Origin of the sequence: Pseudomonas sp. ANT_H12B (assembly GCF_008369325.1) — a bacterium.
Taxonomy (GTDB): Bacteria; Pseudomonadota; Gammaproteobacteria; order Pseudomonadales; family Pseudomonadaceae; genus Aquipseudomonas.
Map to the genome: position 1 here is coordinate 1 of NZ_VOBI01000016.1, position 12,114 is coordinate 12,114.

At 54.8% G+C, this 12,114-nt stretch carries 11 protein-coding genes and 1 pseudogene; 5 read left to right on the forward strand and 7 right to left on the reverse strand.

What is annotated here, in order from left to right; all coding sequences use genetic code 11:
• Positions 1 to 519: 519 nt before the first annotated feature.
• A complete protein-coding gene (locus tag FQ185_RS21990) occupies positions 520 to 987 on the forward strand; it encodes a 3'-5' exoribonuclease (protein ID WP_149419267.1) in 468 nt (155 codons plus the stop codon).
• A 413-nt stretch (positions 988 to 1,400) separates the two neighbouring features.
• On the opposite strand, the gene FQ185_RS21995 is transcribed toward FQ185_RS21990, so the two are convergent.
• Positions 1,401 to 1,892 (reverse strand): transcriptional regulator, encoded by a 492-nt coding sequence (locus tag FQ185_RS21995; protein WP_149419268.1) that lies wholly within the window; start codon positions 1,890 to 1,892, stop codon positions 1,401 to 1,403.
• A gap of 225 nt (positions 1,893 to 2,117) precedes the next feature.
• Between FQ185_RS21995 and FQ185_RS22000 the strand changes: the two genes are divergently transcribed.
• The 3 genes from FQ185_RS22000 to FQ185_RS22010 all read left to right on the forward strand — a co-directional run bounded on the left by FQ185_RS22000 (position 2,118) and on the right by FQ185_RS22010 (position 3,473).
• Positions 2,118 to 2,510, forward strand: coding sequence for a hypothetical protein (locus FQ185_RS22000; protein WP_149419269.1), 393 nt, complete (start codon positions 2,118 to 2,120; stop codon positions 2,508 to 2,510).
• Positions 2,511 to 2,552: 42 nt separating this feature from the next.
• Positions 2,553 to 2,999 (forward strand): hypothetical protein, encoded by a 447-nt coding sequence (locus FQ185_RS22005; RefSeq protein WP_149419270.1) that lies wholly within the window; start codon positions 2,553 to 2,555, stop codon positions 2,997 to 2,999.
• Positions 3,000 to 3,089: 90 nt separating this feature from the next.
• Positions 3,090 to 3,473: a hypothetical protein gene (locus FQ185_RS22010; RefSeq protein ID WP_149419271.1), complete on the forward strand. Its 384-nt coding sequence runs from the start codon at positions 3,090 to 3,092 to the stop codon at positions 3,471 to 3,473.
• A 112-nt stretch (positions 3,474 to 3,585) separates the two neighbouring features.
• On the opposite strand, the gene FQ185_RS22015 is transcribed toward FQ185_RS22010, so the two are convergent.
• From FQ185_RS22015 to FQ185_RS22050, 6 genes and pseudogenes are all read right to left on the reverse strand, one after another.
• Positions 3,586 to 4,020 carry an HNH endonuclease signature motif containing protein gene (locus FQ185_RS22015; RefSeq protein ID WP_149419272.1) on the reverse strand — a complete coding sequence of 145 codons (435 nt, stop codon included), beginning with the start codon at positions 4,018 to 4,020 and terminating at the stop codon, positions 3,586 to 3,588.
• A 154-nt stretch (positions 4,021 to 4,174) separates the two neighbouring features.
• On the reverse strand, positions 4,175 to 5,728 hold the full coding sequence (locus FQ185_RS22025; protein ID WP_178113579.1) for a hypothetical protein: 1,554 nt from the start codon (positions 5,726 to 5,728) through the stop codon (positions 4,175 to 4,177).
• A 331-nt stretch (positions 5,729 to 6,059) separates the two neighbouring features.
• Positions 6,060 to 7,322: a tyrosine-type recombinase/integrase gene (locus FQ185_RS22030; RefSeq protein WP_131672202.1), complete on the reverse strand. Its 1,263-nt coding sequence runs from the start codon at positions 7,320 to 7,322 to the stop codon at positions 6,060 to 6,062.
• A 121-nt stretch (positions 7,323 to 7,443) separates the two neighbouring features.
• Positions 7,444 to 7,968 (reverse strand): annotated as a pseudogene (nadE, locus tag FQ185_RS22035) (NAD(+) synthase); the annotation flags it as partial.
• Positions 7,969 to 7,972: 4 nt separating this feature from the next.
• Complete coding sequence (gene pncB / locus FQ185_RS22040) at positions 7,973 to 9,208, reverse strand: nicotinate phosphoribosyltransferase (RefSeq protein WP_149419273.1); 1,236 nt, start codon at positions 9,206 to 9,208, stop codon at positions 7,973 to 7,975.
• A gap of 230 nt (positions 9,209 to 9,438) precedes the next feature.
• Positions 9,439 to 10,350 (reverse strand): LysR family transcriptional regulator, encoded by a 912-nt coding sequence (locus FQ185_RS22050; protein WP_149419274.1) that lies wholly within the window; start codon positions 10,348 to 10,350, stop codon positions 9,439 to 9,441.
• A gap of 185 nt (positions 10,351 to 10,535) precedes the next feature.
• Between FQ185_RS22050 and FQ185_RS22055 the strand changes: the two genes are divergently transcribed.
• Positions 10,536 to 12,026, forward strand: a complete 1,491-nt coding sequence (locus FQ185_RS22055) for an aldehyde dehydrogenase family protein (RefSeq protein ID WP_149419275.1) — start codon at positions 10,536 to 10,538, stop codon at positions 12,024 to 12,026.
• Positions 12,027 to 12,114 lie beyond the last annotated feature (88 nt).

Genomic DNA, 12,114 nt, shown 5'->3' on the forward strand with positions numbered 1-12,114 from the left:
GCCCCATGCGTTTTCAACCAGGACACTACTGCTAAGCTTATCCACAATTGCTGGGACAAAAATCAGCAATCCGTCCTGGGTCATTTTTCAATCGGCAGGGTGGGTCAGTTTTCAATCAGCGCCAACAGATCAGACGTCAAATACCTAAGTCTATTTCGAGACAGGAGCCCCTCCAGGCTCGCGAAAGCTGCGCCTTCGGTAGTAGCGTAATGAGCCCGTCCGCTAGGTCACTGGCGTGACGAGCGTAAAGCGTCACTGTGTTGGGAAGCGGTATCCGATCAGCAACGAATGCACCGACTCGCTCTTGGGCTATTTTCAGTATATCTAGGACGTCCTGACTCACCTCATTGGTCGACAGGTGTTCAACCAATGGTCTGGGCGGAGGCGCAGCGTGACTCCACATATCTACAATCACCTGGAGCAGTCCGTCTGAACCAAGATGCTCGAGGGCCATTTCCCATAGCTGGCCTTCTTGCGCCATATCCAGGCGAGCCCTAGTCATTACGGAGTTCTAACAAGGTGAGGGTCTTTCTTGATTGCGAGTTTACCAAGCTCTCAGCGGCTGCGAAGCTGATATCACTCGCATTGGTGGCTGAGGATGGGCGCGAATTCTACGTGGAAATGCTCGATGCTTGGAAAGAAGAAGACTGCAGTGATTTCGTAAAGGAAATCGTGCTTCCGCAGCTGTGGGGCAGTAGCTATGTACGACCCACCATTGAGGCAAGGTCAGCGCTGCTCGAGTTCCTAGCGTCGTTTGACGAAGTTCTGGTGATTGTCACAGACGCTCCACAGTACGATTGGGAGCTTTTCACCGAACTTGCATATGACAATGGTAAGTGGCCAAGGAACGTTCGGAATTACCCCACCGACGCAACCACACTAGATGCCTCAAGTGACGGGGTTCCGCTTCCGCATCACGCTCTCCTTGATGCCCGTATCATCGCTAGCATGTTCACCAAAAGCAATCCAAGGAGAGGGTTACCCTGAGAAAGGGCAGTCAATCAGTTGTCTGTATGGGGCAATCGAGTGGAACGAAATATGAAATGGAAAGCCCACACGACCGAGCAAGTCGCCGAGTTATTTGTGGGGACAACACGTAAGGTTATTTCCGCTTTCATATCCGTGCATGCAGCAGAGGCCATCGTCATTATTCGTCACGTTACTCGCTCAGCTTAATGTGCCCGGATAGGCCCATTGAGCCCAGAAATCATGGTTAATGTGTCGTATTGGGGACATTAGCCTTGCACATCATTCGGAGCGTCCGTTGCATTCGGCTTCAAGACGACAGTTAACTATCTGGGTCGTTAGGCTAGTGGCGAGCCCAGTGCAACGTAGCTACCGCAGTTCTCCACAGCAGTCCTTCCTGTGACATTTTTAGCCGGGAGCTGGTCATTGGAAAATCATACGGAATCAGTTTGATTGGACGTGATTGTTTTCAGATATCTGCGGACAGTCGATCTCGACAGATCCAGTCTCTCTGCAATTTCGGACACCGCTACTCCGGCACTGCGGAGGCGATCCGCTTCAGCCGCCTTTTGCGCCGCATCGGATCGGACGGGTCGACCAGGCGCCGGCTTTCCGTCTCGTGCCATAGACTCCATTTCCTGATCAACGCTTTCTTTTTTAATTCTGTTCAGCTGTTTGGAAATGCGTTTAAGGCCCTCCCCGAACGGCTCATTAGATTGCAGGGATGTTGCCATGAGAATCAGCGAGGCCGGCTCAACTTCCATTATCGCTGCAAGACGAATGAGCACATCAATCGTGATGTTCACCTCGCCACGCTCTATCCGGCCCCAGTAGGAACGGTCAATCGTGATCAGGTTTTCCTGCGTAAAACCCTTTCTTCTGCGCAGTGCTCGTACCACTACAGCTAGGGCTTCTGCGGCCTCCATGAAATTTCCCCAAGCAAATCGAGGATGAGGCCATATTGCGAAGCACCATAACACGGACTATCATCCTCATTATGGTGCGCCTGGCGCTTTCAGCCTAGCTTCCCTTGATCTGATTGACGTCTCCAACCCCACACAGCTGGCGTGCGGAGAGGTTCCTACGAGGGGCGAGCGCAGACAAACGGGATTGAATTGTCAATTTCCGGGTTATTAATTGAGGTGAACCCTATGGCTAGCGTCCAAGAGCCCGATTTTATGAAAGGGCCTAGAACGCCCCTCGAGGGCCTGACGGGTACTTCCGAAGCTCGAGCTTTAGCAGTCGAACGATTTCCTAAAAAGCCTTACTGCCTAGTTCGCGACTGGACAATATTTCGCATTGAAGTCACTCGCGACGAACTCTTCAAATGCCATGCAGCGGGCCAGCTCCCGATGATCCTGTTTGCTCACAACGTGGCCGAGGACAGCCAAGGCCGTTTCGAACGGGGCGATTGGGCTCGTTCAAGCATGTGCACCGGTTTCCACGACGGTGTTGCATTCGAAACCAGAAACACGGTTTACGTGTTGATTGGCCCTGGTCATGAACAGCTCGCGAGCCTGAAAGACGTTTTCTCCCTCTTCTAACCTGCGCTCTATATCGGAGCCCCTTCAGGCCAAGGACACACGATGTTTAGAACACACGACGCCGACATGCGGGGCCTACCGGGCATGTTCGGTGAGGGTCAGTACCAATGGCATCAGGTATCCAAAGTGCTTCGTAATCACTGGTATCACGTAACAGTTCAGGCCAAGACCAAGGGCCGAATTTCAGAGGCAGTTCTGATGGTCGACAGCGAACCTCGGCTTCAGCAACTCCTGATTTCCCAAGACGCTGAGACGATTATCACAGAGGTACAAGTAGTCACTCCCGCCCACATGAATGGCACGGGAGCTTGGCGCATGGAGACACTGACCAAGGTGACGCTTGGCGAAGACCAACACGAGTGTGTTGTCTGCCTGCTGGAGGTCGAGACAGGCTCCAAATATCACAGCTCTCACCAACCTGGCTTCAACACTGATGTGCTGAGCAATCTTCGTCCGATCTATCACGCGAACATGATTCGTACAGCCTGAGATTTACCAAGAATCCCGCACGATATCAGCGCAGATGTTTCCGTGCGGATTTCCTGGTAACGCTATACGGGCTGCGAAAGGAGCGCAATTATGCTGAACACTCTGGATGTGGATTTTCATGGAAAACGACATACGGATTTCGATCTCGCACGAATCCTAAAAGCAAAAGCGCAAGGCTTCGAAAAACCGATAACAGCCTATCTCTGCGGAGTATCCATAAAGGCTCGTGCTGGATTAGGCGTCGTGTTTGGTCACAACCGTAAAGACCAATATGGACGGTTCGGCGACGGTCACCTGATCCGGACTTCTGACGTGATTAAGGCGGAGCGCGAGGGCCGTTTTTGGGTACTGACCACAGAAAATTCACGCTACGTGATCGCGACGTTTCAGCACGGTAATGGGCGTGCGAGCCTGCGAGATTTTCTACGTATTTCACAGGGTCAGAACCATTTCACGCCACGAGTGTTGCAATAGTGTCGTTTTCCTTGTTCGCTAGGGATGAGACGGGGATTGAGTGGGCTTGACCAGTGACTGCGTTCGATCTGACAAGCCGATAGTGCATTCTTAGAAATCAGGGCTGGCCGTGTCATGAGACCGCAGTCATAACCACTGACGGGGTGACTGCCCCCTCAGGAGCAGTATCGATAACAAACTCCCCCTGAGCGTATGCAATACTCAACACTATCTGTTCTTTGGGACTGACGAACAGAACCGTTTCACGCTTACCCAACTTGATTGCTCGCTTAAGCTTGTTAACACCAAAGAGTATCTTGAATCCACGCTCCGCCAGAAAGCCTATAACGTCTTCATCATCGCAGTTAGCGTGCTTCCTGGCGTTATCGGTTTTCGTGATCACTCTCAGATTCCAGGGTACATGCAACCCGCAAACATGCTTACCTTGAAGAGGAATGATGTGATCAACGTCATGCTTACTACCTGTCATTACTGAAAGCCGCTTGGCCTCAGTGTAGTACGCGTCAATTGCCTCATGGTCAGCCCAAGACGGAGTGGCGTTCTGCAACGCTATTCTCCGCTTCAGGGCATTCCACTTCAGAACGTCCTTGCGCCTCTGCACTCTTACCCGCAGGGGCACGCCGTGACCGAAAACTCAGGGTCATCAGAGCTCCGCATTCCATGCATCCATAGCCTCGCTCACAGCCGCGTACCACTGGAGATCATCGAGCTGTAGGGCATTCGCGATTTGCCTGTTGGTATTGCCGTCGACCGAAGTCGGGAGACTCTCTATGGCCTCTGTGAACAGACTGGCCGTAGCGACAGCGAATCGCCCCGTACTTGTAGACTGGAGGCACACGTACCTGTGCCAAGCGAGTAATGTAAGGGGCAATCGTCCTAGATGTTATTTGGTAGATTACCCCCCAGCTGGCATAGGTTTTCGCGACCCCAAGCCCCCCGATTCTCAGTAAACGTGCGAAGCCGTGCTCGTACTTGCTCTCAGCATCCGCCGACCACCTGCTGATGGGCCGACAGTCGAGTTTGTTCTCGAAGATCCACCGAGCGTTTTCTAAGGTGGCCATACCTTTGACGATGTGTCCATTCACGTCCAACGGATCATAGCCGCCATGGAAGGAGACATACTTCTTCGCCAACTCGTTGGTCTGTTGCCGTTCCATGTCACAGGCTTGCTGGATCGCTGTTCTTGTAAACTTAGGATAAGGGCGATACATATCGGTCTGCCGACCGGTGTCGAATCCCTGTACATCGATAAAAGATGTAAGGCCAAAGCCTCGAATCTTGACAGTGCGCTTCAACATTGAGCGGACTGCGGACAAAACCCCATTTGCATAATTCGACGTCAGGGTGCCTGATTCCATTTGGTCGACTAGGTACTTCCTGAACCGCGTTAAGTAGTGGGCCGTGACATATTCACGAGGATCCTCACCTCCCTTGAATCCTACCTCGGTCAAATGCATAGCCATCTGCCGGAAGCCGTCACTGTAGTTTTGCTGGCCGGATGAGGATTTCGACTTCATCGACGCGGCGGCGAACATATGCAGAAGCTTGTTGAAGGGGCGACCGGAGTTTTCCGCCAGATCTCCGAACTTCGAGAGTCCGACCAACCGGAGCTCAGAGAGCGCCTTGGTAACAGAATCTTTTGGCTTTGCTTCTTGTTTTTTTTGCCCGGCTTCAGTCGCTTGCTCTTTGCCGTTTTTGTAATCAGCATTGATTACGCCAAGGTTCGTCAGGTCGAGGAGGATCTCTTGGAAGGTTTGTTCAACGATGGAGAAATTGGCGCGAGCCTGTTTCAGGTTTTTCATGCCGTCAACCTGGTAAAGGCTGGCTTTCGACGAGATGGTATTGCCGAACCTTGGGATGTTTCGCTTCTCTGTCTCACTTAGGTTTTCGTACCAGCAGAGAAGTTTGCGCCGCCACTCATTCGCGATTGAGGGGTGGTCGGGGATCACGATCTTTTCCTCGATCATTCGCTGGATGATTGAGTCGAGGATGTCTTCCCTAGTGTTGAAGGTGTTGCCGCTCGTTTCCAACTCTTTTAAGAGATACGTGTAAGCCGGCCTCAGCTTTCCCCTTTGAGAAAGCTGCACGTTCAAGAGAGATTGGCGGCTGCTTTTGATCCTTGTGGCCCAAGTCTGAATCGCCACAGTGACTTCGGATTTCAAACGTTTAGGGCGTCTGGCTTGGTTGAGGAGCTCGGCTTCGGTGTGAGCATGAGCTGCTGCTAGCTCATCGGGCGAATGATGAGTAGTGCTCATTTTTGGCTTCTTTGGGCGTACAGGTGGGCACAGAGCAGCATGAGGGTTCCTCCCGGTTTGTAGCCGGAAATGAACACCATAGCGAAGCGAAGGTCAAGCAGGTTGAAGTAAAAAAGCCATGTAAATCAATGATTTAAGGGTATGCTGTTAGCATACCCTTAAGCTAAGCCGTTGTCCTGCCAGGCTTTTTCGTCGCTATGTCGTGCCCAGCTGCGTCAGAAATTGCTGGGGAGTTTTTACGGACGAAAGTAAGGGACTACGGCGAGGTCGCTGGTTTGTTCAAGTGATCCGTTCAGCGTGAAAACTGTACTGGCGGGTGTGGTCTGAGATATCACTTTCTATCACCGGTTTTGATTCGTTTGGTCGTCCGCTCGCGCAGTACCTGCATCTCTCCGCATTTGGTCTTGATGAGTGAGTCAGGCTTGCAGAGCTTTTGGTAGATGTCATGAGGGATCTGGGTGTAGCCCTCAGATGTCGTGGAATGGCTGTGACCATGCCCTATCGAAAGCATTCCGAGGCGCTCGAAATAATCCTTTCCCAGATCTGGGCTTGTGAGGAGGAGATACGCCGAGCCATGACGAAATTTGTGCGCCGAGATCTTTCGCTTGGTCTTCCCAGCCTTCTGGGCCCGCTTGCTTACACGCTCAATAAGCTTTTCAACGCTCTTGGTGGTATAGGGCTTCCCATGTGAATTGAAAAACGCAGGCGTCTTACTTGGGTCTCTTATCCGCTGGCTATGTCGGTGGTAGAGCGGTGTTCTGTGATAGTTCTCGATGCGCTCCAGGGTTGTCCTACTGACGAGTGTTATCCTAGGCTTTTTTGCATTTTTTCTACCCTTGCTTCCCAAGATATGCAACGGACTGTAATCCGCATTCACCGGGATATTACTGTCAGCGGAAACATACTGGAGCTTCTGGTACTCAAGTGCATTGCGGATGTCCTGAAGCGTGATGTGAGGCAGCTCAGACTCTCGAATGCCAGAGTCGTATATCAACTGCAGCATGCACCTTTCTCGTTCTGAGTGTGCATGCAAAATCAACTGTTCAAGCTCAAGCATGCTGCACGGTTGGACGATTTCTTTTGTGTGTGCCTTGCCAGGGCGAATCGGCCCGTGCTCATAAGGATTATCAGTCCGGAGAGGTGGCTGATCGTTAAGGCTGATGCTCAGGTGGTTGCTGAACAAATGATTGTATGCAGCATCTCGACCCTGCACTGTCTTGGGGGCTAGGCCCGCAGCATCCAGACGACCCAAGTACACTTCGAGATTACCTAATCCGATACTCAGTAGGAGGTCGTCTCTGACGGTGGTCTCGTACTCAGGCTTTCTCCTCTGGTCATCTAGCAGGTAAGAGATACGCCTTGCATAGGACACAACGGTTTTGTCCGCAAGTAAGGTGTTTCTGTAGTTCCGGCAAAGGTAGGAGGACACCAAGGGCAGAAGCTGTTCATCGTTACCGATCAACGCGCACCCTGTCACTTTCACGCTTGGTTCACTGCCCTCTGGCTGAGCTAAGAACTGCTCACGGTATGGGCCGCTGGCGAGGATTGAATTGCTAAGGTCGAGCTCTCTTTCTCGTACAGCAACCACTTTCATGATCTGACGCCCCACTCATCAACTCAGGATGTTTGGTGTGGAGTATGACTCACGGATCAGATTCTGGATGGACTTGAGGCGAGTGCGCTAGTGATTGTGCACTTCAGTGTAGGGGGGTAGAAATCACTGCTTCCGCCGCGTGGTCGGTGCCGATCACCAGGCCATGAGCCGCGCCGGCGATGGTGTACTGAGCGACCATGCGCATGCGCGCCTTGGTGTTGCCGAGCACGAAATCCACCGAGACCGCGTGCTTGCCTTCGAAGGCCGCGACTTCACTGGCCAGGGACTTGACCGCCGGGCCGATGTTCACCGTGTGGCGCTCGTCCGGGGCGATGAAATCCACTGAAGCCTGGGCGTCGTGTTCATCGAACTGGGTTTCGTATGGAAGGCGGACGGCGATGAACTTGTAGCTATCGTCACCGGCGCGTGTGCGCAGTTCGCGCATGGCGCGCTGGGCCAGCAGTCCGGCGGCCAGGGAATCGACGCCGCCGCTGATACCCAACACCAGCGTCTTGAGCCCGGAGTTGACCAGGCAATCCTGAATAAAGGTAATCCGCCGGACGACTTCAGCCTCGAGGGCTTCCTGGTTGGCAAACGGCGGTTGAACCTTGAGCTGCTCAGCAATCTCACGCTGTACGACTTGCATGAATTCACTCCTTGCTTGAAATGCCAGATGTGTTGGAAAGGGCGGCAGGTACTTGGAAAACATGTCGCAAATAGGCGACGAAATTCGGGTCTTTGCAGTGAGTCTTGCCAGGCTCATCGGAAATCTTTGCCACGGGCTGGCCGTTGCAGGCGGTCATTTTAAGCACGATGCTCATCGGTTCGACACCTGGAATATCGCAGGTCAGGTTGGTGCCGATGCCGAAGCTGACATTGATCCGCCCGCGCAGCGCCCGAAAAATCTCCAGGGACTTGGGCAGCGTCAGGCTGTCGGAGAACACCAGCGTCTTGCTCATCGGGTCGATGCCGAGTTTGTGATAGTGGGCAATCGCTTTTTCCGCCCAGAGCACCGGATCACCTGAATCGTGGCGCAGGCCATCGAAAAGCTTGGCGAAATACAGGTCGAAATCGCTGAGGAAGGCATCGGTGGTAATACAGTCGGTGAGGGCGATCCCCAGCAGACCACGGTACTCGCGGACCCAGCAATCGAGGGCGGCGATCTGGCTATCGATCAATCGCGGGCCGAGTTGCTGGTGGGCCATGATCCATTCGTGAGCCATGGTACCCAAGGGCTTCATGTCCAGCTCTCGGGCCAGGTGCACGTTGCTGGTACCGACGAAACGCCCGGGGAAATCGTGTTTGAGCACGTTCACCACCTCTTCCTGCACGCGGTAAGAGAAACGGCGGCGTGTGCCGAAATCGGCTACCTGCAATTCGGACAGTTCGTCCGCACCGGCATTGGCGGTCAGCCAGTCGAACTTGCGGTAGAGCTGCTCGCGCGCCTGTTCCAGCACGACTTCCCGGTAGCGAAAACGGTTGCGCACTTCGCTAACGATCGCAAGCATAGGCACTTCGAACAGAATGACATGCAGCCACGGCCCGCGAAGGCGGATGAACAACTCGCCGTTTTCAATGCCGGTGTGGACGTAGCGCAGGTTGAAGCGGAACAACCCGAGAAAACGCAGAAAGTCCGGTTTCATGAAACTGATGCGTTCCATGAAACTCAACTGGTCGGCGCTCAGGCTCAACTCGGCCAGACGTTCAATCTGGAACCTTATCTCTGCCAGGTACGGGCGCAGGTCTTCGCTGTTACGGCAGCGAAACTCCCATTCGACTTCCACGTTAGGGTAGTTGTGCAGCACCGCCTGCATCATCGTCAGTTTGTAGAAGTCGGTGTCGAGCAGGTTCTGCACGATGCGATCGCCAAACACGCTCTCGCTCATAACGGGATTCTCCAGGCTGGCCGCAGCCCATGGCAGCGACGTTGCAGCGGTTTCAATGAATGGGGCTAGTGGCGCATATCAGCGGCAGGTAATGCCAGCGATTTTTTAGAACGCAGCAGACCCTTGTGGGAGCGGGCTTGCCCGCGAAGAGGTCGGCACATTCAACATCCATGTTGACTGGTATTACGCTTTCGCGGGCAAGCCCGCTCCCACAGGTATTGTGTGCAGCTCTAGAACTGTGACATTTGCGAGCTATCAATCTGCTCCAGCATCCACTTCACAAAGTCGCGCACCTTGGGCACTTCCGCCGAATGCTCCGGATACGCCAGGTAATAGGCGTCGCTGCTGGGCATTGCATGCTGCCAGGGAATGACCAGTTTGCCGTCGGCCAATTCCTCTTCCACGAGGAATCGTGGCAACAGCGCAACACCGCAACCAACCTGGGCTGCGCGGATGCACATATAAAAGGTTTCGAAACGCGGGCCGTGGTAGCTGTGCTCGGTGTGGTAGCCCTGACTATCAAACCAGTCGTGCCAGGCTTGGGGGCGGGAGGCGTTTTGCAGCAGGACCAGGTCGGTGAGCTGGGTCGGATCGGTGAACGGTGTGTCTGGCAGGCTGCCGGGCGCGCAGACCGGCACCAGCTCTTCACTGAACAGTTTCAGGCATTCGGTGCCGGGCCGTGAGCCCTGGCCGAAATAGAATGCCAGGTCGCTGCGACCTTGCAGCAGGTCGTCGGCTTCTTGCTCGCTGCATAAATCCAGATGGATCGATGGGTGGCGCAGGCGCCAGCCTTTCAAGCGTGGCACCAGCCAGCGTGCGCCGAAGGTCGGGGGCGTTGAGACGCGCAAGACTTCAGTGTCACCGCCGTAGGAGCGCAGGTAATGGGTCGACATCTCAACCTGCGTGAGGATTTTTCGTACCTCGACCAGATACAAATCACCGGCGGGAGTCATTTGCAGGCGTCGGCGCACCCGGCGGAACAGTAAGTGCTGCAACAATTCTTCGAGTTGCGCGACCTGTTTGCTTACCGCACTTTGGGTCAGGTTCAGCTCTTCGGCGGCCCGGGTGAAGCTCAGATGCCGGGTGACGGCCTCGAAGCACTGCAGGGCGGTGATCGACGGCAAGTAGCGTTTATTCAGCATGGGTGGTCCTTTTTCTTGTTGCTCTATGCTTTTCTTTTACCGGTTGATGCGAAGCATGAATAAACGGAATGATATCTCGCTTAATGGTCGTTTGTTGGCTCGTCTCAGGGGCGCTACAACTACGGGCCTGATCAGCCGTGATTTTCCGGCTGCACGTTTTCTGTTTTCTGCTTGAGGAGTGACCCATGGTTGCCGCATTGCTTGATCGTCTTGGTGTGAACCCGGCCCTGTATCAGAACGGCAAAGTGCCGGTGCATTCGCCAATCGATGGCAGCCAGATTGCTGCCGTGAACTGGGAAGGCGCGGCTGAAGTCGAGCAGCACATCAGTCGTGCAGATCATGCCTTCGAATTGTGGCGCAAGGTCCCGGCACCACGCCGTGGCGAACTGGTGCGCCAGCTGGGCGACATCCTGCGTGAATACAAGGCCGACCTCGGCGAGCTGGTTTCATGGGAAGCCGGCAAGATCACCCAGGAAGGCCTGGGCGAAGTTCAGGAAATGATCGACATCTGCGACTTCGCTGTCGGCCTGTCGCGTCAGCTGTACGGTTTGACCATCGCTTCCGAGCGTCCTGGCCACCACATGCGCGAAACCTGGCATCCGCTGGGCGTCGTCGGTGTAATCAGCGCGTTCAACTTCCCGGTCGCGGTCTGGGCCTGGAACACCACGCTGGCGCTGGTTTGCGGTAACCCGGTGATCTGGAAGCCGTCCGAGAAGACCCCGCTGACCGCGCTGGCCTGTCAGGCGCTGTTCGACCGCGTGCTGAAGAACTTCAGCGACGCGCCGCCGCACCTGAGCCAAGTGATCATCGGTGGTCGCGATGCTGGTGAAGCCCTGGTCGACGACCCGCGTGTCGCGCTGATCAGCGCTACCGGCAGCACCCGCATGGGCCGTGAAGTGGCACCGAAAATCGCCGCACGTTTCGCTCGCAGCATTCTGGAGCTGGGCGGCAACAACGCGATGATTCTCGCCCCAAGTGCCGATCTGGACATGGCCGTTCGCGCCATCCTGTTCAGCGCTGTTGGCACAGCCGGTCAGCGTTGCACCACGCTGCGTCGTCTGATTGCCCATGAATCGGTGAAAGAAGAAATCGTCACCCGCCTCAAGGCTGCGTACTCCAAGGTCCGCATCGGTAACCCGCTAGAGGGCAACCTGATCGGTCCGCTGATCGACAAACACAGCTTCGAAAACATGCAGGACGCTCTGGAGCAGGCCTTGAGCGAAGGCGGCCGAGTGTTTGGCGGCAAGCGTCAGCTGGAAGACAAATTCCCGAATGCCTACTACGTTTCGCCGGCCATCGTTGAAATGCCGGAACAGAGCGATGTGGTCCGCGATGAAACCTTCGCGCCAATCTTGTACGTGGTCGGTTACAAGGACTTCGACGAAGCGCTGCGCCTGAACAATTCGGTGCCACAAGGTCTGTCTTCGTGCATCTTCACCACCGATGTGCGTGAAGCCGAGCAGTTCATGTCGGCGGTGGGCAGCGACTGCGGCATCGCCAACGTCAACATCGGCCCGAGCGGTGCGGAAATCGGCGGTGCGTTTGGTGGTGAGAAAGAGACTGGCGGCGGTCGTGAATCCGGCTCCGATGCATGGCGCGGCTACATGCGCCGTCAGACCAACACCGTGAACTACTCGCTGGAGTTGCCGTTGGCTCAAGGGATTACGTTCGACTGAGGTTGAGCCAAGCAGTGATCCCCCTGTGGGAGCGAGCCTGCTCGCGATAGCGGTTTATCAGTCACATAGATACTGGATGTGCCGACGC

Coding starts and splice junctions, on each gene's coding strand:
- FQ185_RS22000 (WP_149419269.1), top strand. CDS start 2,118: ATGGCTAGCGTCCAAGAGCCCGATTTTATGAAAGGGCCTAGAACGCCC.
- FQ185_RS22050 (WP_149419274.1), bottom strand. CDS start 10,350: ATGCTGAATAAACGCTACTTGCCGTCGATCACCGCCCTGCAGTGCTTC.
- FQ185_RS22025 (WP_178113579.1), bottom strand. CDS start 5,728: ATGAGCACTACTCATCATTCGCCCGATGAGCTAGCAGCAGCTCATGCT.
- FQ185_RS22005 (WP_149419270.1), top strand. CDS start 2,553: ATGTTTAGAACACACGACGCCGACATGCGGGGCCTACCGGGCATGTTC.
- FQ185_RS22030 (WP_131672202.1), bottom strand. CDS start 7,322: ATGAAAGTGGTTGCTGTACGAGAAAGAGAGCTCGACCTTAGCAATTCA.
- FQ185_RS22055 (WP_149419275.1), top strand. CDS start 10,536: ATGGTTGCCGCATTGCTTGATCGTCTTGGTGTGAACCCGGCCCTGTAT.
- pncB (WP_149419273.1), bottom strand. CDS start 9,208: ATGAGCGAGAGCGTGTTTGGCGATCGCATCGTGCAGAACCTGCTCGAC.
- FQ185_RS21995 (WP_149419268.1), bottom strand. CDS start 1,892: ATGGAGGCCGCAGAAGCCCTAGCTGTAGTGGTACGAGCACTGCGCAGA.
- FQ185_RS22010 (WP_149419271.1), top strand. CDS start 3,090: ATGCTGAACACTCTGGATGTGGATTTTCATGGAAAACGACATACGGAT.